Origin of the sequence: Fictibacillus sp. NPDC058756, assembly GCF_042746035.1 — a bacterium.
GTDB lineage: Bacteria > Bacillota > Bacilli > Bacillales > Fictibacillaceae > Fictibacillus.
In genome coordinates, this window is sequence record NZ_JBHYPU010000001.1 from 1915138 (window position 1) to 1934099 (window position 18962).

An 18962-nucleotide genomic window follows, 5' to 3' on the forward strand; every position below is an offset into this window, starting at 1 on the left:
TTAATAGTTACAAGGCTATCCGTAATTCAAACTTGTTCCGTCCATATATATTCCGTTGTTAAACTTATCACGTAACCATAATAAATGCAACTCTTTCCATCATAAGAAGCATTTAATTATTTTAGTGAAAAGTATTTAAATTGCTTGTGTTTAAATGATAACGGTACTATTTTAACCAATGCAGCACTTGTTGAAACATGAAAAAGCACCTTAAAAATATTTGTTTATTGTTTAAGCAGAATATTTTTTTGAAACCATCACACGCTAATCTTATGACTTCGTGCGAAAGAAGGGCTTTTATGAGCAGTAGCTGGGTTTCAGTCATACCGTTTTTAGTTGTAATACCAATCGCCATAAAAACAAAACAAGTGCTGCCAGGCTTGATTGCAGGACTTTTAACAGGTTCTTATCTCCTTAAACCTACTTTTGTAGGAGGACTTGAGAAAATGGTCCAGTTTCTTGTAAAAGGATTGATTGACCCTAAGAACATTAAAATTTTAGTTTTTTTGTATGCTTTTTCAGGATTGATCTCGATGATAAAGCTTTCCGGCGGCATCAGGGGGTTTGTTGAAGAAGCATCCAGCAGAATTCAAACTAAAAAAGGTGCTCTTTTTTTAACTTATGCTTCAACCATCGGAACTTTTGCAGCACCGAGTTTCCGTTTTGTAACAATCGCTCCTATTATGAGAGCATTGTTAAAAAAGGTGAAAATGTCAACACAAGAACTCGGCTTTGTTATTGAAACAACAGCCACGCCGATCATAGTTTTAATACCTATCGCTACAGCTTTCGTCGGTTATATGACATCTATCGTAGATATCTCACTTAAAAATGAAAATCTAAACGGAGATCCATATACGTTATTTATTCAAAGCATTCCATATAACTTCTTTTCGTTCGTAATGATTATAGTTGGTGTTTATTTAAGTTTCTTTCACCATTCAAAATCGACGGAGGAAAGCGATCCAGATAACGTTGGAGATAAAGAAGATGATGATTGGCATAATTGTGATCCTGCCGTCGGAAAAGAGCTGCCTAACAAACCTTGGAATTTAATAATCCCTTTAATCTTAGTCGTTTTTCTCACTCTTCTCTTGACATGGTGGGATGGCTATAAAAAATCTGGAGGAATCATAAAAGCATTCATTTCAGCAGATGTTATGGATGCTATGCTGATCGCTCTTCTGTTCACCTCGATCTTTACGTTCCTCTTTTTAAGGATACAGCGTATGAAAACAGGAGATTTATTGAATGGTTTTATATTCGGAGGCAATGAGCTTATGAGCGTCATTGTTTTGCTGGCTGTAGTCTGGGGGCTTTCCTCTGTAACGGAAGAGCTCGGTTTTTCTGCCTTTGTTACAAAATACGCAGGATGGATCCCGGCTTCAGTAATTGTACCTTTATTGTTCTTATTCGGCTGTACAGTGTCCTATTTCATTGGTTCTGCTTGGGGGACTTGGGGAATATTAATGCCTCTTGGGGTTTCAATGGCAGGAGTTGCTGGCGTATCACTGCCACTCGTGATTGGAGCAGTTTTTGCGAGTGGTACCTTTGGAGCTTTTGCTTCCCCGCTAAGCGACGATACGAACACGATCGCACGGATATTAAATTTATCAGTAATTAAATATGCACGTTACAAACTGAAACCCGCACTTATTGCTGCTGGTATTACAGCAGTACTATATGGTGTTACGGTCTTTTTCTTTTGAACCTCCTGATTTAGGAGGTTCGTTTTATTTCTTGATCCCTGACAATTTGAATAACGTCTCTATACCGTTCTCTTGACCAAGAATTATAAGAAGGATGCGGCACTCCTTTAATTATATTCAGCTTGTCCCTAATTGCTAATTGGTTCACATACTTTTCAGCAAATTTTCCGCAAGGCACGATAATCGAATCATCTTCCATCGTTCTTATCAATCGATCTTGGAAATCATTGATAAGCAATTCATTGAACAGCGCCTTATTTTCATCTCTAAATTGATTTGCTGTGCTTTTACGGATGGTTTCCGCAATTTCCAATTCATTTTTATATTTTTGAATAAATTCAGTTTCGGGATAAGCTGATTGTTGCAGTGGAAAAGGACAAACGTTGACAATTCCGTAAAAAGTCTGTTTTTCATCTTGCATAAGCTGTTTTAAATATTTTCCCATAGGAAGTATATCTTCCTGCAAAAAAAGTGCCTTTGCCATTGATCTTCCTGAAAGCCCGGCAAGAGGCACTCCGGCCTTTAGTTCTTCTTTATGAGGGGATTCCAATATAAAGATCAATTTGGAATCAAGGGCAATATCAGGCACACTGTAACTGGTTTTTGCTTTTTCAAAAAATTCTTTTATTCTGAGCATGGTAAACTCCTTTCTTACTCAAAGTAAAAATCCGGCAAACGAATGTCTGCCGGATATATTTTTGGATGTTTTGATAAACTTTGCGCCCCAGGATGCTTACTTTCCGCGGGGCAAAAACGATTTAATTTGAAGCTGAATACTTTTTCTGTTTTGATGAAGCTGGATGTTTTCCAATAATTTCGCCCATGCGCACAGACTTTCCGACAGCAAGGGATTTATCAAATGAAAAATCCTTATCTTCAAACAATAAGATGACCGTAGATCCAAACTCAAAGTGTCCTACTTCATCTCCTTTTTCATACGTTACAGGAGAAACGTTCGTTTTCATGATTTTCTTCCATTTACGAACTTTCTCATCATATTTAACCTTTACACTTCCAACAATAAATGCTCCCACTTTTACGATTGCGAGCTTGCCATAATCTGTTTCAGCAAATGTAACTACACGTTCATTTTTGGTAAATAGTCCTTTAACATGATTAACACCAATATCATTAACTGGGAAAAGACGTCCCGGAATGTACGTAGAACTATAAACTTCCCCTTTAACTGGCATGTGGATACGATGATAATCTTTCGGACTTAAATAAATGGTTATAAAGTGACCGCTTTCGAAGTCTGCGTTGCCTTCATCCGCAAGGAGTTTTTGTACAGGGTAAGATATTCCTTTCGCCTGGATGATCGTCCCCTTTTCAATACGTCCCATTTGAGTAACAAGTCCATCAACAGGTGAAATGGCCTCTGAATCTTCACCCTGAATCGGCCGTGCGTCCTGTTTAAGTTTTCTTGAGAAGAACTCAGTCAAATGGGCATATTCATGAATAGGCTTCTCTATTTCAGATAAGTTAATTTTATAATGTTTAGCATAACGTTTCACATATCGTTTGCTTAGTTTCGAACGTCCAGCTTTACCGACGATTGATGAAATTTTATTTTGCGGCAATAAGGTTAAGACTAACCTTGCAACTCGTTGTTTCATTTAATTTCCCCTTTGTATGTTAGATCCTGTCAAATGATAGCTATAACTTATTATAACCATTTTAACATAGATGAAAAGGCAATTTTATTGTTAATTAAATAGGCATATGTCACAATAGCACCAATTAGATCTGCACAGAAATAAGGAGTGTTCTCATTTGAAAATACACATGAGCGAAGAAACAGCAGGATTTATCATTAAGGACCTTCAAGCAGTAGAAGGTAAAAAAATTCGTTTTTTTGTCCGCTTAGGAGGCTGCAGCACAGTTCAAGATGGATTTTCTCTTGGAATTAATAAAGATACACCAAAACATCCAGCAGCTGTGTTAGACATACAAAATCATGAATTTTTTATTGAAGAAGAAGATGAATGGTTCTTTGACCAAAATGATTTAACTGTTTCCGTTAAAAACGATGAAATTCAATTTGAATTTAATAACCAAAATAAATAGGAAGTTATAAAAACTTTTGAAGCTCATTCATACGTCCTTCCTGTTCCATTATAGTTCTTTGCTTATCCCCGACCAGATCAAAATGGGGATAAGCATCTCTTTCATGAATCCATGCTGCTTTTAACCCATATTTACTTCCCCACGTTATTAATTTCTGCAGATCCTTGCAGCCAACCTTTGTTACACTCTTTTCATTGGGAAAACGCGGATCTATCCAAAAGTGTGTAATAAAAGCAATTTGACCTGCTTCCACTTCCGATTTCCATTTATTAAGCTGAGATCTGTTTATTCCAAACGCCATTATGATCCACTGCTCGCATATACATAGGCGTCATGCCATTCAGGAAAGTATTTTTTTATAGAGATCGGACGAAAGTTTTCCTTTTTTACACAAACATGCGTAGAGATCCCCGTTACACACAACTCATGATTTTCGTTATAAATCTCATAAGCATAAACAACTTTAATACCCGAATATTCTTTTATCGCAGTTTTGATAATCGCCTGCTGACCATATGTTAACGGTTTTTTATAAGATGCTTGAATGTCAGTTACAGGTGAAAGGATACCCTGTGCTTCCATATCAGCATATTTAAATCCAAGAGATTCGATAAGTTTTGTTCTTCCGATTTCAAACCAGACTAAATAATTTGCATGGTATACGACACCCATCTGATCTGTTTCTGCATATCTAACATCAACGGTTGTTTCAATAAACTTCATTTGTATTATATCCACCCTTTTTGCTCTTTTTCTTACACTTTAGTAGAAAAAGCAAAAAAAGACCAGCATTATGCCGGTCTTCCATTTATTGAAGATCATTGCCTTCTCTATAGGCTTTTTCTTCCTGGATTTCAATCTGAAACTGTTCGATCGATTCTTGTCTATGCTGATTCTTTTCTTTAATCTGCTCTTTCTGGCTAGCAGTTAAATTCGTGTTATCAGCTGTTTCATTAGCTTCTTGAATGTTTTGTTGTGTATTCTCGACCATTTGCTCTAAGCGTTCAACGTTATTGCTGCGATCATCTTTGTTTGGTTTTTGCATGATGTATTCTCCTTTATGTTTGAAGTGAGTTCATCATAGTGTTTGCAAAAAACCAAATAACTTATTCTCTAATTTTTTTGCAGCAAAATTGGACTCATGTTCTCAATACTGCTTTTACAAAGATCCGTAAGATACTTCCAATACTCAACAACACTTTCGTCATCGGAATTTTTCATTGTAATTTCAAGCCAAGCAAGCTCTTCGGCAAGTCTTATAGAAGAACCAATCCAATATTTTTTGTTTTTTACAGTAATTTGAAAAGGTTCTTCAAAACGGAAAGGCAAATAAAATCCTTCCGTATTTGGATGAAGGATGATGTGCTGATAAACTGTTCCTTTTGTAAGCTTTGCATAAAATAAGAATACCCCATCATTTTTTGCAGCAGCTTTTTTTAGCTTTTCTAACGTTTCAACATTTCCAAGTTCCATCGTAGTAACTTCTTTATCCCAGTTCAATTCTTCACGAAATGGAACAAGATGTCCTAACCTTTGCATTTCAATTTCAAGCTGACGATATAAATAATCCTGATCATCTTTATTATGTGATACAGGTAATGGTTTGACAGATGCCGTAATCAAACGTACCCCTCCTAATTCTTTCACTACATACATTTTTTCGACAAAATCTTTAATATATGGGAGTCCATGTGAAAATTAGGAGGAGGGAATATTTACATTTTTATTTTATTTGCCTTTTGGAGGAACATAGTCAGCATGATCATGTGACTTATTCGCCATCTTTTTTCCGTTGTTGCTGTTGCTTTCTCTTGGCTGTGTGCCAATATGGTTTGGAACAAAATCTTCTGGAAAGCGTTTTGGATTACTCAAAGGTCTAACCCCCTTTCGTCTTCTTTTTACTTTTCCTTTAAATAAATGGCTCTATGCATGATGGAACAATTCCTAATTTGCGGATGATTATAAAAAGAGATCGAGATTTTCTGTCGCGAGGTATCGATTTGTGGTTACATTCAAATTATCGTGGGATTATAAAGCTTTACCGTGGAATTAATTTAATTAACGTGGGATTTTTCCGTTTAACCGAGAGATTAATTTTTTAACCGGTTTCTCTGTTGTTTTGAAATGGACAAAACAAAATTTGTACATCTGTAATAAACAATTTTCTATTATTTTTTACATTTCTTAATTTCCAAAAGAAATATCACAAAATCAAAAGTTTTATTTTTGCACAATTTGATTATTTTGAATTTAATTAGGCAATATTGGTAATATCTTATATTTAGAGGTGCCATTATGAGAAAGAACCGAAAGATGAGTTTTCGTGAACTTGTGAATGAAAACAAACGCCAGCTGTTAAAAGATGAATCTTATCTCGAGCAACTTGAAAAAAAGCTGGATGAAAAGCATACAAAAAATGGCTGAAAAAAAATCCCTTGCCGATCATGGCAAAGGATTTTTTTATGTTAATTTTGTTTTTGTGAAGAATGTGCAAGCTTATTACGAAGTACCATTGGAAGGATACCGCCATGACGGTAGTATTCAATCTCAACTTCACTATCAAAACGTGCAACCACTTCAAACGATTTTTCTGTTCCGTCTTCAAAAACAGCTGTAACTTTTACAAGGTCACGTGGTTTAACTGTCTCATCAACTTGTACAGTGAATGTCTCTTTACCTGTTAAGCCAAATGTTTCAGCGCTTTCTCCATCTTTAAATTGAAGAGGAAGAACTCCCATAAGCACTAAGTTACTGCGGTGAATACGCTCAAAGCTTTCAGCTAGAACAGTTTGAATACCTAGCAGCGTTGTACCTTTTGCAGCCCAGTCACGAGATGATCCCATGCCGTAATCTTTTCCTGCGATAACCATAAGGCCAGTACCGTTTTCTTTATATTTCATTGCTGCATCATAAATGCTCATAACTTCATTTGTAGGCCAGTAAGTTGTCCAGCCTCCTTCAGTTCCAGGAGCAACACCATTGCGGATACGAATGTTAGCAAACGTTCCGCGCATCATCACTTCATGGTTTCCTCTTCGAGAACCATATGAGTTAAAGTCACGAGGCTCTACTCCATTTTTAATTAAATATCTTCCTGCTGGTGTATCTTTGCCAATTGCCCCTGCTGGAGAAATGTGGTCTGTTGTTACCGAATCACCAAACTTAGCAATCAGTTTTAGATCTTTAAGAGGCTCAATCTCTTTAAGCTCTGCTGAAAGTTCTTCGAAAAATGGCGGGTTTTGAATATATGTTGAAGAAGTATCAAATGAGTATAACTGATCTGCTGAAGTCTTCAACTCATTCCAGCGTTCGTTCTCATCAAATACACGTTCGTATTCTTTTTTGAACAATTCAGGTGTAACAGCCAGCTTCATTGCTTCATTAATTTCTTCAGAAGTTGGCCAGATATCTTTAAAGTAAACTTCGTTGCCGTCCTTATCTGTTCCGAAAGAATCAGATTGCAGGTTGAAGTTGACAGTCCCTGCAAGTGCATAAGCAACAACCAATGGTGGTGAAGCCAAATAGTTTGCTTTTACAAGCGGGTGAATACGTCCTTCAAAGTTTCTGTTTCCAGAAAGAACTGAAGCAACTGTTAAGTCATTTTTAGAAATTGCATTTTCCACTTCAATTGCTAATGGACCGGAGTTACCGATACATGTCGTACAGCCGTAGCCTACAAGGTTAAACCCTAATTGGTCCATGTAGCTCATCAAACCAGCTTCTTCAAGATAACGAGTTACAACTTTAGAACCTGGAGCTAAAGATGTTTTTACATAGCCAGGTACCTTCAAGCCTTTTTCAACGGCTTTTTTAGCAACTAGACCTGCTCCAAGCATTACATACGGGTTAGATGTGTTCGTACAGCTTGTAATAGCTGCAATCGCTACAGCACCAGTTTTCATTGTAGAAGTTTCATTTCCTGGATGCTTAACTTTAACTTCCCTATTGATCTCATCAGCTGTTAATCCAAAGCCCGCATTCCCTTGTGGAGCAACTAGAGCTTTATTAAAGCTGTCTTTCATTTGAGATAAAGGAATTAAATCTTGAGGACGTTTTGGTCCAGAAAGGTTTGGTTCGATCTCTGAAAGGTCGATTTCAACAACATCTGTAAAATCAGGATCAGCATCGCCTGCAGTGTAGAATAATCCGTTTTCTTTGCAGTATGCTTCAACTAGCTGAATTTGTTCTTCTGTTCTGCCAGTCAGTCTCAAGTAGTTTAGCGCTTCTTCATCTACAGGGAAGAATCCGCAAGTTGCTCCATATTCAGGTGCCATGTTCGATACTGTTGCACGGTCAGCAAGCGGCATTTCCGCAAGACCAGGTCCGAAGAATTCTACGAACTTTCCTACAACCTTCTTTTCACGCAGAACTTGCGTTACTTTTAATGCAAGGTCAGTTGCAGTTGTTCCGTTTGGTAGTGAACCAGTAAGTTTAACACCGATAACTTCAGGCACAGGGAAATAAGAAGGCTGTCCTAACATTCCAGCTTCAGCTTCAATTCCGCCTACACCCCATCCGAGTACACCTAAACCATTGATCATTGTAGTATGTGAATCAGTACCAACTAATGAATCAGGGAACGCAATTGTATCGCCTTCTGATTCACTTGTAAGAACAACTGGTGCCAAGTACTCTAAGTTAACTTGGTGAACGATACCTGTTGCCGGAGGAACTGCACGGTAGTTATCAAATGCCGATTGAGCCCAGCTTAATAGCTTATAACGCTCTTCGTTACGAGCAAATTCAAGGTTCATGTTATATGCCAATGAATCTTCAGTTCCTGCTTTATCAACCTGAACAGAGTGGTCTACAACAAGATCAACCGGAATTTCAGGATTGATCTGTGAAGGATCTCCACCCATATCTTTCATTGCTTTACGAAGTGAAGCTAAATCAACTACAGCCGGCACTCCTGTAAAGTCTTGGAGGATAACACGAGATGGCTTAAAAGGAACATCGATATCTTTGAGTTCACTTGTCCCCCATTTAGCAAGGTTTTCAACATGCTCTTTGTTAATTACTTTTCCATCATACTGCCTAAGTACAGATTCCAATAAAACTTTTACAGAGTAAGGCAACTTTGATACGTTACCAATTCCCGCTTCTTCTAACGCTCCTAAACGGTAGTAGCTATATTGCTTACCGTTGACATCAAAAGTAGAACGGGCATTAAATACATCATTCATTTTCATGCTCCACTCTCTCCCTTCAGTAACAATCATACACGATTATGAGAAAAATTGTCGAAAAAATGTGCTCAATTCCCTAGTAAATCACATAAAAACTTTTTTCCCTTTATAATCATATGTAAAACCCTTTCATAAGTAAAATAGTTAATCGTTATCAATCGACATAAGTTTTACTTATGAATAGTTGAGCACCGTTTAATTTTAATGAACATATATTGAAGTATGCAATACAATTTGTTTTTTTCCTTCATCAAAATGCCGCAATAAGATCGGAGGGAATAGGATGGATTGGTTAAAAAAATTAGCAGCATTGCTTGTTTTAATCGGAGCATTAAACTGGGGATTAGTCGGTCTTTTTGACTTTAATGTAGTTACAGAAATTTTTGGAAGCGCTGCCACGGTTACAAAGGTTATCTATAGTCTAATCGGGGTTTCAGGATTATGGATGCTTATATCAAAATATAAATCGTGAAGCAGATGAAGCACTCCTTTTTTTGGAGTGCTTCTTCTTTTTTTATTTTGTACACACTAAGAAAACGGAGGTGAAATAATCATGGGAAGAAATAAAGCAAATCATGTACGTCCTGGCATGAACGCTGCTAAAGCTCAAGGCAAAGGTGCAGGATACGAAACAGAATTCGGAAACGAAGCCCTAACATTGCCTAACGAAAAACTAAGTGAAGCTGAACGCCAAAACAATAAAAAAACAAAGAAACGTCATTAAGGTTTCGGAAATTGATTTTGAAGCTGTTCTAATTCATTCAAATAATTTTTCAGCTGTGAATGCTGATGTTCTGATGCTGTTTCAAGGGCATTTTCAATCTGCTGGCGTGCCTTCTCATTCTCTGTCATGAAGTGAGAATAATAAACGCCGTATTCACTGTTAGAAGCATTTAACTGTTTTGATACTTCAATTGCATGATGATAACCTTGTTCTGCTGCCTGATATGCTTGCTGTTTATCTTTGTGATATGGCATAATAACCTTCCTTTTTTGGTTTGATATACCTTTAAGCTTCCATTTTAAATAATTATTATTCAAAAGGAGGGCAATTTTATGGGAGAACACAATACATTTAAAGATATCAGAAAAAATGCACCTAAAGGCGAAAATCCTGGCCAGCCTGCACCAATGAGCGGGTCAAAAAAGGTAAAACAACGAAACCATACAAGACAAAATCATGGTCAAGGCAGTTAAGAATAAAAAAACGGGCTAACCCAAATTCTTGGGCTAGCCCTATATTATTCAGTAATTGAAGTTATTGCTTCTATAATAACTTTTTCTTCACCCTCAGTAACTGTCCTAAGATCTAGAAGCACTTCTTCTTCTTTAATTCTCACAATGATTGGAATGTTATAATCTCGAAGGTGTTTTGCTAAATATTCCGCACCTTTCTCGTGTTTTAATCCTAAGCAATAGGTAGGAAGCTTAACATCAGGCATTGTACCCCCGCCGACCTGAGAAAAATCCTCCACGATGTTCATTGATACTTTGCATTGATCTTCTAATTCCCTCATTAATTTGTATGTTCTTCGTTTAATCTCATCAGGCGTTTTTAAAATATCCCGTACGGTCGGAATCGATAAAAAGTCTTCATTAAGATAGGAATTTAAAGTTTCATTCAATGCTGCGATTGTAAATTTATCTACACGAAGCACACGTGCGAGCTGATGTTTCTTTAAAATATCTATATATTTCTTTTTACCTGCAATAATCCCTGCCTGCGGACCTCCTAACAGCTTATCACCACTAAAAGAAACTAAATCAATTCCCTGATTAATTATAGAAGAAACTAAAGGTTCCTCACCGATTCCATGCGCTTGAAATGGATAAAGTGCCCCGCTCCCCAGATCTTCATAGATAAGAACTTCTGGTGAATCTGCTTTTAGTTCCATCAACTCAGCTGAAGAAACATTTTTTGTGAATCCAATAACTTTAAAATTGCTCGTATGTACTTTCATCACCATGCCTGTATTTTCATTTATGGCTTTTTCATAGTCGGCGTAATGAGTTTTATTCGTGGTACCCACTTCTTTTAAAAGCGCACCGCTTTCTTCCATGATCGATGACACACGGAAGGACCCGCCTATCTCAACAAGCTCGCCTCTGGAAACAATAACTTCCTTATTTTTCGCAAGAGCTTTTAAAATAAGATAAACTGCAGCAGCATTATTATTTACTACAAGGGCTGCTTCTGCACCAGTCGATTTCTTTATTAAATCCTCAGTCAGATCGTGTCTTGAACCTCTTTTTCCTTGTTCTAGGTTATACTCCAGATTCGAGTACATACAGGCTGTTTCTGTCATCCTTTTAACGGCGTTTTCACTTAGCCTTGATCTTCCCAGATTAGTGTGAATCACTACACCGCTGGCATTAATAACTGTGCGAATCTGATTTTTAGGACTGGCTAATTTTTTCCTGATTGTTTCTTTGATGAGTCCTTGAATATCAGCGTTCAAGTCAATGGAATTCCAATCAGTTTTTATACGGTTGCGCCAGAAAGCTATTGCATCCTGAACAGCACGTGTTATTTCCTTCTCATTTTTACCATTCACTTCAAGACTGATTTCTTTAGTGAGTTCATGAACCGCAGGCAACTGCCGTAAAAGGTCTGATTTTATCAAAATGAAATTCCTCCTAAAAGGCTTAAACGGATATCCTTAAAGGAGGATTTTTCCATTTAAGCTTTCAATTTTTCAAATTCTTGAATGATCCAATCGTGATCAGGAAATTCTCCTGTTTCTTTTTTCGAATAGATTTTACTGCCATTAACAGATACTTCAAATACCCCGCCTGAACTAGGTATAAGCTCTAGTGATGGAATTTGTGAACGGAAATGGCTAAAAAGGTCTTCCGCGAGACTCGCGGCTTTTGGTGCAAAGTTTCACATCATGCAGAATTCGATACTTACTTTCATCATTCATCCTCCTTTTTTAAGACTATTTTAGTATATTCTTAGCCAATAAACAAAAAAATTGTTTATACTACCTATAGGAGGTGCGTTATACATATGACGAGCAAAGACAAAGTAAAGCTTACCCATCTGTCATCAAAAGGTGGCTGAGGATGCAAGATTGGTCCTGAAGACCTGGCGCAAGTTTTGCGTCATTTACCAGAAAGAGAATATGACCCTAACCTTTTAGTGGGTCTTGATACATCCGACGATGCCGGAGTTTATAAATTAACAGATGAACTTGCAATGATACAGACTGTTGATTTCTTTACCCCGATCGTTGACGACCCGTATATGTTTGGTCAGATTGCTGCTGCAAATTCTTTAAGCGATGTCTACGCGATGGGCGGACGTCCCACTACCGTGATGAATATCGTAGGTTTCCCGATAGCGGTATTAGGTCACGATGTATTAGCAGAAATTCTTAAAGGTGCCGCAGACAAAGTAAAAGAGTCTGGTGCAGTCCTTGTAGGCGGACATTCCATAGACGATGCTGAGCCTAAATTTGGTCTATCTGTAACCGGCCTCGTACATCCTTCTAAGGTTTTCAAAAATGTTGGTGCAAGACCCGGTGATGCACTCGTTTTAACGAAGCCAATTGGGGTAGGCATACAGACAACCGCTATTAAAAAAGACAAACTTACATCTGAACAGCTTCAGCTTGTGACTGAAACAATGGCAGAACTAAATAGAACAGCTGCCGAGTGTTTAGAAGGGCTTTCACCTCATGCTGTAACAGATGTTACTGGATTCGGCCTGCTCGGTCATGCCACAGAAATGGCTAAAGGCACCGGAGGCATTTCAATTCACATCAATTTTGAAAACGTACCTTTACTTCCTGGCACAATAGAACTCGCTAAAGAAGGGGTCGTCCCTGGCGGATCAAAAGCAAATCATCGCTGGATTCAAGAAGACGTGTTGTATGGTGATCACCTCGAGGTATGGCAGCAGCATATATTATGCGATGCCGTAACTTCCGGGGGACTATTAGTGAGCATGCCTAAAGATGAAGCGGATGAATATATCAAACGTCTTCATGCAAAAGGCAGACAGAATGCAAGTATTGTTGGAAAAGTTACAGAACTAACTGAAAAGCCGATTATTGCTAAGTAAAAAAACTCCGGATTTCCGGAGTTTTTTTACTGGTTATATGTTTCAGCATAAACTTTTTCGTCAAATTTTTCTGGGGCACCATCAAAAATGAGTCTTCCTTTTTTCAAAGCAATAATTCTTGTCGCGAATTTTTTTGCAAGAACGACATCATGAACATTGATAATGGATACTAAGTTTCGCTTTATATGAGTTTCTTTTAAAAGATGAAAAATTCTCTCAGCCGTACCAGGATCTAAACTTGCAACAGGTTCGTCTCCTAGAAATACTTTAGGATTTTGAATAAGTGCCCTTGCTATTGCTACCCTTTGCTTTTGTCCCCCGCTCAGATTCTCTACTCTTCTGGTTGGCTCCACTGTCAATTCAACTTGATCAATCGCTTCTAAAGCAGACATTCTTTCATTTGAATTAAATAATCCCAGCAGATTTTCATAGGACTTTTTATAGCCAAACAACCCTGTTAATATGTTTTGAACAACGCTCATTCTTGGAATCAAGTTAAAATGCTGAAAAATCATTCCCGTCTTGCGGCGAATCTCTAAATTCTCTTTAGGAGTCATTTCTGACAGCGGTTTATCATTCCATTTTACTGTTCCTTCTGATACTGGCTGAAGTCCGTTAATGCAGCGAATAAACGTAGATTTCCCTGCGCCGCTCTTCCCTAATACACATACGAACTCCCCTTGGTTAAAATGGATACTCAAATTTTTCAAGGCTGGTTCTGCTGCACCAGGATATAAAACTGAAACATTTTCGAATTTGATCATCATACCACCTAAATAACCTTTTCCCGTATTTTTCCGCCAATGTAATCTACTAAAATCACCATGATCATTATTAACAGAACATCTACAGACACTAGCTGATATTGAAATGTTTTAAAATGAATAAAAAGCTGCTGCCCGATTCCGCCTCCGCCTATCAGACCTAATATGAGGGAAGTCCGGATAGCAACTTCAAATCGGTAAAAAAATTGAGACAGAACGTTTGGCCAGATTTGAGGCAGAATGGCAAATAAATTGCCGATCCAGCGTTTAGCCCCTACTGCAGACATCGCTTCCATCGGACCTTTATCAGCCGCTTCAATCAGCTCTGAGATGAGCTTTCCTAGCACTCCAATATTATGCAGTACAATCGCGATTACTGCTGGAAATGGTCCGAGTCCTAATGTGGTTAATAATATCAAGCCAAATACAAATTCTGGAACAGATCGTAAAAAACTAAGATAAAACCGAGTTGCCGCAAAAATAATGCGATGCCCGCTCGTATTTCGTGCTGCAAGAAAGCTAAATGGAAGTGCAATGATCAATCCGAACAAACTCCCCAAAAATGCGATTGATATCGTCAAAACACTTTCTGTAAATAAGTAAGGAAGACTTTCTGTGTTCATTGGAAACCATTTTGAAAGAAAGTCTCCCATATTTTCAAAGTCCTGAAACTTAGAAAGGTCGAACTCTGTCAATCTCATACTATAAGCTGCGAGAACCGCAATGATGAGAAAGACAAAGAACTGTCTCTTTTTAAACCAAACCATTGTTTCCCTCTATTCTTGGATCATACCTTCTTTTATAGCAGCCTTGCGGATACTTTCATAATCTTTGTTCTCCGCTTTCGTAAAACCGGTGGCTCCGAATGCATCAAGGATCTCTTTGTCTTTAATACTTAAGAAAATATCTTGCAGCTGTTTCATTGTTTCCTTGTCTGTATTTTTTGCAACTGCCCAAGGATATTGAAACAGCTTTTCAGACTTCCAAATCACCTTAAACTGTTTGCCATCAACTGTTCCTTCTTCCACCAGCTTGTCATAGATGGCACTATCGATCGCCCCGACATCAACTTGTTTGTTTTGAACGGCAAGTGCAGTAGCATCATGTGATCCAGTGAATCTTACATTTTTAAAATCATTCTCAGCTTCACTCTTATAAACACCTTCATCTTTAAGCTTGATACCCGGAATTAAGGAACCAGATGTTGAAGAAGGGTCACCAAAAGCAAATTTTACATTATTGACATCTTTAATCATATCGTCAATGCTCTCATATTTACTGTCTTTATGAGTAATTAAGTAAGAATAATAAAATGGTTCTCCTTTTATCAGCTGTGTTACGATCGCTTTTGCTCCGCTTTCCTCTTGAGCAACAACATATGTAAGAGGTCCGAAATATGCCATATCAATCTTCTCATAATTCATTGCTTCTACTACTCCATTGTAGTCAGGGTAAGAAGTGATTTTTACTTCACGATCCATTTTTTCGCTCAAAATATTCTGAAGCTTATCAAGCGCTCCTTTCATTTCACCTTCTGTTTGAGCAGGAATAACGCCTATTGTGAACACTCCATCTTTATTGCCTGCACCTTTATCTTTATTTTCTTCCTTTGTACCGCACGCAGATACTAACAGTGCTAGAATTACAAACAACATACCTAATTTTTTCATTTATTTCTCTCCTTTATTGTTTCATACAAAGTGATGTATGATTTGATTTCCAAATCAATAGTGTGGTTCTCTATTACAGTCTGATACCCGTTTTGGATCACTTTTTGTGCAAAAGCTTTATCTGATACTAGTTGTTTCAAAGAGTCATACAATCCGTTTACGTCACGAAATATCATGCCGTTTACTTTGTGCTTGATAATACTATTATTTCCTGTGTTATCTCTAGCTATAACAGGTTTATGTTCGATCATTGCCTCCAGCAAAGAAGTTGGCTGTCCTTCTGAAATAGATGTATTTATGACAATGTCAGCCCACTGGTAAACTTTTTTCATTTTTGACAAATCTATTTCAGGCAGATAATGAAGCCATTCAAATTTTCCACAAGCATTTCTAACTTCTTCATATACCGATTCATCCAGGCTTGCTCCTATTATCAAAAACACAATTTGCGGATATTCAGCTTTTAATTTTACTAAAGCAGGAATTGCATAGAGCACATCTTTTATACTCCGCAAACCGGCAGGCAGTAAAATTCTTGGATTGCCTTCAGGCAGCATTAGCTTTGTATCATCCGCTTTTTCAGGTAAATAAACACTTTGCGGTATCACATGTATGACCTCATTTGAAAATCCATGATCATTTACGAGTGATTCTTTTGCCTTTTCAGTAAATACTGTAACAGCCTTTGCTTTATGTAAAAGAGGCGCATAGATTTTTTCATCCTCTTTTAACGAATGGTTAATATCTGTTCCGCCTGAAGTGACCATATATGGTTTATTCAATTCAATTTGATGTTTTTGTGACCATTTTAAAAAACGGGCGAATTGCAATATATGAAAAACATCTGCATTTCCCATTTGATCACGAACCTCTTGTGTGAGATCTTCTTCTTCATACGCATACACGAAAACAGAAACATTCTCTTTTTTTAAACCGTGCTGAATTCTTCTCGCTGTCGTTGAATTCCCGCGATTTTGATGAAAATACGGGGTGAAAAACATTACTTTTAATGCACTATCTTTCAATCCTTACACCCATTTCCTTAAGTTAGCATCTCTCACAGTATACCCTTTTGAATCCATACATTCCAAAATCGGGATCAAAAACTTTCTAGAAGTATTGAGAACATTTTTTGCTTCTTGAACAGTAAAACTTTGCTCTGTCTGGCTTTTTAATAGATCAACTGCAGAATCGAATGAATCCTTCCCAATTAAAACATCGTCAAACAAAACAAGTGCTTTATCATGATTAATTAAAAAATATTTATAATCTGAATAAAGATTTTCCGGTAATTGATTTGCTTGATAGATTGACAGTAAATCATCAGGTTCAAGCTGTTTTTCTTCTAGAATTCTCGCAACTTGGGACATGCGTTTTTCCCATTTATTCGGGTAGTGAGGTTTAAATGCCGGTAGATGAACAAATTGATCAGTAATTTTAATAGTAGATAACTTTATCAACTTCTCTATAAAACCACTGCTGACTTTCTGGTGAAGCTTGCCTTTTAACGATTGTACAACCTCTGCTTTTGGAATACCTTGCCTTAAAGGATAATCATCGTGAAACACGGTTAATTTTTGTATAAGATCAGTTTCCGATAGTTTAATTGTTACTTCATCATTATAATAGCCACTAATAAAAAAAACTGCCTTCAACTCTATAAGTTCTTGTAAAATACTATCTAATACAGGTTCTTCAATACCAGTAAGTTTCACTAATTCTTCTGTTGTCAAAGATCCTTCTTTCTGAAGCGTTTGTATAACTCTTTCACTAGGTGTTCCCTCGAATTTCTCCTGAAGCATTTGAATCGTATCAATCCCAAATTTATAAGCAGCTCCGTTTGGATCAATTACTCCACCGCCTCCAATAGTTTCTTCAGGAGAAGGCCGGCGAATAATAAAACGGTCGCTTCGCTTCGTTACGATGGGTTCGTCTAAACGCACTTGGCAAAAAACATGATCTGCAGAGTTTTCAAGTTCGTTTCTGTCAAAAAATAGGAGCTTCCCCATTACTTCAGCTGTTCCTGTATAAAACTTAATTTGTGTTCGCTGCTTTAATTTGCCTGCCCATTCTTTACCCGTTGTTAAAACAAGATCAACTGTATCTGTCACTGAAAAAACACCTGGTGTCAGTAAGACATGACCTCTTTTCCAATCCAGCTTCGAGCCTCCAGAAAGATTGATAGCAGCCCTTTGTCCTGCTCTTGCATTCTGTACATTCTCTTTGTGAACCTGCAGTTTTCTTACTTTAACTTTTTCGCCTCTTGGCTGAATCTCCAGCTCATCTCCTTCATGAACCTCACCTTCGTACACTGTACCTCTTACAACAGTCCCTTGTCCTTTCACCGTAAAAATATGGTCAATAGGCAAGCGGAATGGTCCGGACGCAGATCTCGTTTCTGTTTCTTCCAAATGACTAGCGATTGATTTTTTCAAATCATCAATACCGTTCATAGAAAGACTATCAACGAAATGAACGGGAAACGATTGAAAAACAGAATCATTCGTAAGCTCAGAGATTTCATCTTCAATAAGGAGTTTAATTTCATCATCAATCAAATCGGACTTTGTAACAACAATCATTCCCTTTTGTATATCAAGAAATGAAAGAATCTCAAAATGTTCTCTCGTTTGAGGCATGACACCCTCATCAGAAGCTATGACCAACAATACCAAGTCGATTCCAGCAACTCCCGCAATCATCTGGCGAATTAATTTTTCATGACCAGGCACATCTACGATTGATGTATGAATGCTGTCCGTTAAAGGAAATGGCGCAAAACCTGGTTCTATAGTGATTTTACGCGCTTTCTCTTCTTTTAAAGTATCTGTATCAACACCGCTCAATGCTTTTGTAAGGGTTGTTTTTCCATGGTCGATATGTCCAGCCATGCCGATTGTATAATAGTTTATTGTCATCGTTTAAACCACCTATATTTACATACTCTTTTACACTTTATGAAAACAGATGTAAAAACACAAGATTTATAACTTAGTTTATATTCATATTATCATTTCGCATTGGTCAAACAAAATTATTTCCCGCGCTCTTTATGCATAGATGTATAAATATTCACTGTTGGATACACCCAGGTTATCCACAATTAAAGTTATTCACAGTTGTCCACAGGAGGAACTGTTATAGTGTGAATTTCGGGCTGTTATATAAGGTGAGCTGTTATAGTCGAGATCACCAAACTGTATCAGTGGTGAGCGTGGTTATAATAGCCTGCTGTTTTCGTATACATTGATGCTTTTGATAGAGGTTAATTTCCGCTTCAGGACACCCATTCCGCAGGGTGTGCGGTGAGCCCATTCACCAGTCCCACTCATCCTGCCGGAGTCTCGCCCTTCCGCTTCAATTAACTATTCATATGAAGAAGTATAAAAACTCTCTGTAGCAACAATCTTTTAGAAAAAGCTTTTAGAAAAAGCCTTTAGAAAAGATTCTAATACTAAGAAAAATTAATAGAAGATCATCTTTACCTTCTATCTAAT

Annotated in this window: 23 protein-coding genes; 7 read left to right on the forward strand and 16 right to left on the reverse strand. The window is 37.5% G+C overall.

Annotated elements, in window-relative coordinates:
• Positions 1 to 299 precede the first annotated feature (299 nt).
• On the forward strand, positions 300 to 1709 hold the full coding sequence (locus ACFW35_RS09600) for a Na+/H+ antiporter NhaC family protein (protein ID WP_379845353.1): 1410 nt from the start codon (positions 300 to 302) through the stop codon (positions 1707 to 1709).
• A 10-nt stretch (positions 1710 to 1719) separates the two neighbouring features.
• On the opposite strand, the gene ACFW35_RS09605 is transcribed toward ACFW35_RS09600, so the two are convergent.
• Together ACFW35_RS09605 and asd are read right to left on the reverse strand one after the other, a co-directional pair.
• On the reverse strand, positions 1720 to 2346 hold the full coding sequence (locus tag ACFW35_RS09605) for a uracil-DNA glycosylase family protein (RefSeq protein ID WP_379845355.1): 627 nt from the start codon (positions 2344 to 2346) through the stop codon (positions 1720 to 1722).
• A 121-nt stretch (positions 2347 to 2467) separates the two neighbouring features.
• Positions 2468 to 3325, reverse strand: a complete 858-nt coding sequence (gene asd / locus ACFW35_RS09610; RefSeq protein ID WP_379845356.1) for an archaetidylserine decarboxylase — start codon at positions 3323 to 3325, stop codon at positions 2468 to 2470.
• A 157-nt stretch (positions 3326 to 3482) separates the two neighbouring features.
• Between asd and ACFW35_RS09615 the strand changes: the two genes are divergently transcribed.
• Positions 3483 to 3776, forward strand: a complete 294-nt coding sequence (locus ACFW35_RS09615) for a HesB/YadR/YfhF family protein (protein ID WP_379845358.1) — start codon at positions 3483 to 3485, stop codon at positions 3774 to 3776.
• 4 nt (positions 3777 to 3780) lie between these two features.
• Here the strand turns inward: ACFW35_RS09615 and ACFW35_RS09620 are convergent, their stop codons facing one another.
• The 5 genes from ACFW35_RS09620 to ACFW35_RS09640 form a co-directional block, all read right to left on the reverse strand.
• Positions 3781 to 4077, reverse strand: coding sequence for a hypothetical protein (locus tag ACFW35_RS09620; protein ID WP_379845360.1), 297 nt, complete (start codon positions 4075 to 4077; stop codon positions 3781 to 3783).
• Positions 4077 to 4499 carry an acyl-CoA thioesterase gene (locus ACFW35_RS09625; protein WP_379845364.1) on the reverse strand — a complete coding sequence of 141 codons (423 nt, stop codon included), beginning with the start codon at positions 4497 to 4499 and terminating at the stop codon, positions 4077 to 4079. The genes ACFW35_RS09620 and ACFW35_RS09625 overlap by 1 nt, the downstream gene beginning before the upstream one ends.
• 85 nt (positions 4500 to 4584) lie before the next feature.
• A complete protein-coding gene (gene tlp, locus ACFW35_RS09630; RefSeq protein ID WP_066289823.1) occupies positions 4585 to 4821 on the reverse strand; it encodes a small acid-soluble spore protein Tlp in 237 nt (78 codons plus the stop codon).
• 68 nt (positions 4822 to 4889) lie between these two features.
• Positions 4890 to 5399, reverse strand: a complete 510-nt coding sequence (locus ACFW35_RS09635) for a hypothetical protein (protein WP_379845365.1) — start codon at positions 5397 to 5399, stop codon at positions 4890 to 4892.
• A 105-nt stretch (positions 5400 to 5504) separates the two neighbouring features.
• A complete protein-coding gene (locus tag ACFW35_RS09640) occupies positions 5505 to 5648 on the reverse strand; it encodes an acid-soluble spore protein N (RefSeq protein ID WP_066241162.1) in 144 nt (47 codons plus the stop codon).
• Between the two features lie 423 nt (positions 5649 to 6071).
• Here ACFW35_RS09640 and ACFW35_RS09645 point away from each other — a divergent pair, with 423 nt between their 5' ends.
• Entirely contained in the window at positions 6072 to 6200 is a 129-nt protein-coding gene (locus ACFW35_RS09645; protein WP_379845367.1) for an FbpB family small basic protein, read from the forward strand.
• Between the two features lie 41 nt (positions 6201 to 6241).
• Here ACFW35_RS09645 and acnA read toward each other — a convergent pair whose 3' ends face one another.
• Positions 6242 to 8968, reverse strand: coding sequence for an aconitate hydratase AcnA (gene acnA, locus ACFW35_RS09650; protein WP_379845369.1), 2727 nt, complete (start codon positions 8966 to 8968; stop codon positions 6242 to 6244).
• 280 nt (positions 8969 to 9248) lie between these two features.
• On the opposite strand from acnA, the gene ACFW35_RS09655 reads away from it, so the two are divergent.
• Both ACFW35_RS09655 and sspO read left to right on the forward strand, forming a co-directional pair.
• On the forward strand, positions 9249 to 9437 hold the full coding sequence (locus tag ACFW35_RS09655) for a DUF378 domain-containing protein (protein ID WP_379845371.1): 189 nt from the start codon (positions 9249 to 9251) through the stop codon (positions 9435 to 9437).
• A gap of 81 nt (positions 9438 to 9518) precedes the next feature.
• Entirely contained in the window at positions 9519 to 9689 is a 171-nt protein-coding gene (sspO, locus tag ACFW35_RS09660) for a small acid-soluble spore protein O (protein ID WP_077364495.1), read from the forward strand.
• Here sspO and ACFW35_RS09665 read toward each other — a convergent pair.
• A complete protein-coding gene (locus tag ACFW35_RS09665; protein ID WP_066289810.1) occupies positions 9686 to 9943 on the reverse strand; it encodes a hypothetical protein in 258 nt (85 codons plus the stop codon). The two genes, sspO and ACFW35_RS09665, sit on opposite strands and share 4 nt — an antisense overlap.
• 78 nt (positions 9944 to 10021) lie before the next feature.
• On the opposite strand from ACFW35_RS09665, the gene ACFW35_RS09670 reads away from it, so the two are divergent.
• Positions 10022 to 10162, forward strand: coding sequence for a small acid-soluble spore protein P (locus tag ACFW35_RS09670; protein ID WP_066289807.1), 141 nt, complete (start codon positions 10022 to 10024; stop codon positions 10160 to 10162).
• Positions 10163 to 10206: 44 nt separating this feature from the next.
• On the opposite strand, the gene selA is transcribed toward ACFW35_RS09670, so the two are convergent.
• Both selA and ACFW35_RS09680 read right to left on the reverse strand, forming a co-directional pair.
• Positions 10207 to 11589, reverse strand: coding sequence for an L-seryl-tRNA(Sec) selenium transferase (gene selA, locus ACFW35_RS09675; RefSeq protein ID WP_379845373.1), 1383 nt, complete (start codon positions 11587 to 11589; stop codon positions 10207 to 10209).
• Between the two features lie 56 nt (positions 11590 to 11645).
• Positions 11646 to 11882: an Rdx family protein gene (locus tag ACFW35_RS09680; RefSeq protein WP_379845375.1), complete on the reverse strand. Its 237-nt coding sequence runs from the start codon at positions 11880 to 11882 to the stop codon at positions 11646 to 11648.
• Between the two features lie 93 nt (positions 11883 to 11975).
• Here ACFW35_RS09680 and selD point away from each other — a divergent pair, with 93 nt between their 5' ends.
• Positions 11976 to 13031 carry a selenide, water dikinase SelD gene (gene selD / locus ACFW35_RS09685; RefSeq protein ID WP_379845377.1) on the forward strand — a complete coding sequence of 352 codons (1056 nt, stop codon included), beginning with the start codon at positions 11976 to 11978 and terminating at the stop codon, positions 13029 to 13031.
• A 26-nt stretch (positions 13032 to 13057) separates the two neighbouring features.
• Here selD and phnC read toward each other — a convergent pair whose 3' ends face one another.
• From phnC to selB, 5 genes are read right to left on the reverse strand one after another with little or no spacing between them, the layout of a single operon-like run.
• Positions 13058 to 13795, reverse strand: a complete 738-nt coding sequence (gene phnC, locus ACFW35_RS09690) for a phosphonate ABC transporter ATP-binding protein (protein ID WP_379845379.1) — start codon at positions 13793 to 13795, stop codon at positions 13058 to 13060.
• 8 nt (positions 13796 to 13803) lie between these two features.
• Complete coding sequence (phnE, locus tag ACFW35_RS09695; RefSeq protein WP_379845381.1) at positions 13804 to 14562, reverse strand: phosphonate ABC transporter, permease protein PhnE; 759 nt, start codon at positions 14560 to 14562, stop codon at positions 13804 to 13806.
• Between the two features lie 9 nt (positions 14563 to 14571).
• Positions 14572 to 15465 carry a phosphate/phosphite/phosphonate ABC transporter substrate-binding protein gene (gene phnD, locus ACFW35_RS09700; protein ID WP_379845383.1) on the reverse strand — a complete coding sequence of 298 codons (894 nt, stop codon included), beginning with the start codon at positions 15463 to 15465 and terminating at the stop codon, positions 14572 to 14574.
• On the reverse strand, positions 15462 to 16490 hold the full coding sequence (locus tag ACFW35_RS09705; RefSeq protein ID WP_379845385.1) for a glycosyltransferase family 4 protein: 1029 nt from the start codon (positions 16488 to 16490) through the stop codon (positions 15462 to 15464). The genes phnD and ACFW35_RS09705 overlap by 4 nt, the downstream gene beginning before the upstream one ends.
• Positions 16491 to 16493: 3 nt before the next feature.
• A complete protein-coding gene (gene selB / locus ACFW35_RS09710; RefSeq protein ID WP_379845387.1) occupies positions 16494 to 18383 on the reverse strand; it encodes a selenocysteine-specific translation elongation factor in 1890 nt (629 codons plus the stop codon).
• Positions 18384 to 18962 lie beyond the last annotated feature (579 nt).

Excerpts from the sequence above, each read along its gene's own strand:
- ACFW35_RS09600 (WP_379845353.1), top strand. The coding sequence starts at position 300 with ATGAGCAGTAGCTGGGTTTCAGTCATACCGTTTTTAGTTGTAATACCA.
- ACFW35_RS09605 (WP_379845355.1), bottom strand. The coding sequence starts at position 2,346 with ATGCTCAGAATAAAAGAATTTTTTGAAAAAGCAAAAACCAGTTACAGT.
- asd (WP_379845356.1), bottom strand. The coding sequence starts at position 3,325 with ATGAAACAACGAGTTGCAAGGTTAGTCTTAACCTTATTGCCGCAAAAT.
- ACFW35_RS09620 (WP_379845360.1), bottom strand. The coding sequence starts at position 4,077 with ATGGCGTTTGGAATAAACAGATCTCAGCTTAATAAATGGAAATCGGAA.
- ACFW35_RS09625 (WP_379845364.1), bottom strand. The coding sequence starts at position 4,499 with ATGAAGTTTATTGAAACAACCGTTGATGTTAGATATGCAGAAACAGAT.
- tlp (WP_066289823.1), bottom strand. The coding sequence starts at position 4,821 with ATGCAAAAACCAAACAAAGATGATCGCAGCAATAACGTTGAACGCTTA.
- ACFW35_RS09645 (WP_379845367.1), top strand. The coding sequence starts at position 6,072 with ATGAGAAAGAACCGAAAGATGAGTTTTCGTGAACTTGTGAATGAAAAC.
- acnA (WP_379845369.1), bottom strand. The coding sequence starts at position 8,968 with ATGAAAATGAATGATGTATTTAATGCCCGTTCTACTTTTGATGTCAAC.
- ACFW35_RS09655 (WP_379845371.1), top strand. The coding sequence starts at position 9,249 with ATGGATTGGTTAAAAAAATTAGCAGCATTGCTTGTTTTAATCGGAGCA.
- sspO (WP_077364495.1), top strand. The coding sequence starts at position 9,519 with ATGGGAAGAAATAAAGCAAATCATGTACGTCCTGGCATGAACGCTGCT.
- ACFW35_RS09665 (WP_066289810.1), bottom strand. The coding sequence starts at position 9,943 with ATGCCATATCACAAAGATAAACAGCAAGCATATCAGGCAGCAGAACAA.
- ACFW35_RS09670 (WP_066289807.1), top strand. The coding sequence starts at position 10,022 with ATGGGAGAACACAATACATTTAAAGATATCAGAAAAAATGCACCTAAA.
- phnC (WP_379845379.1), bottom strand. The coding sequence starts at position 13,795 with ATGATCAAATTCGAAAATGTTTCAGTTTTATATCCTGGTGCAGCAGAA.
- phnE (WP_379845381.1), bottom strand. The coding sequence starts at position 14,562 with ATGGTTTGGTTTAAAAAGAGACAGTTCTTTGTCTTTCTCATCATTGCG.
- phnD (WP_379845383.1), bottom strand. The coding sequence starts at position 15,465 with ATGAAAAAATTAGGTATGTTGTTTGTAATTCTAGCACTGTTAGTATCT.
- selB (WP_379845387.1), bottom strand. The coding sequence starts at position 18,383 with ATGACAATAAACTATTATACAATCGGCATGGCTGGACATATCGACCAT.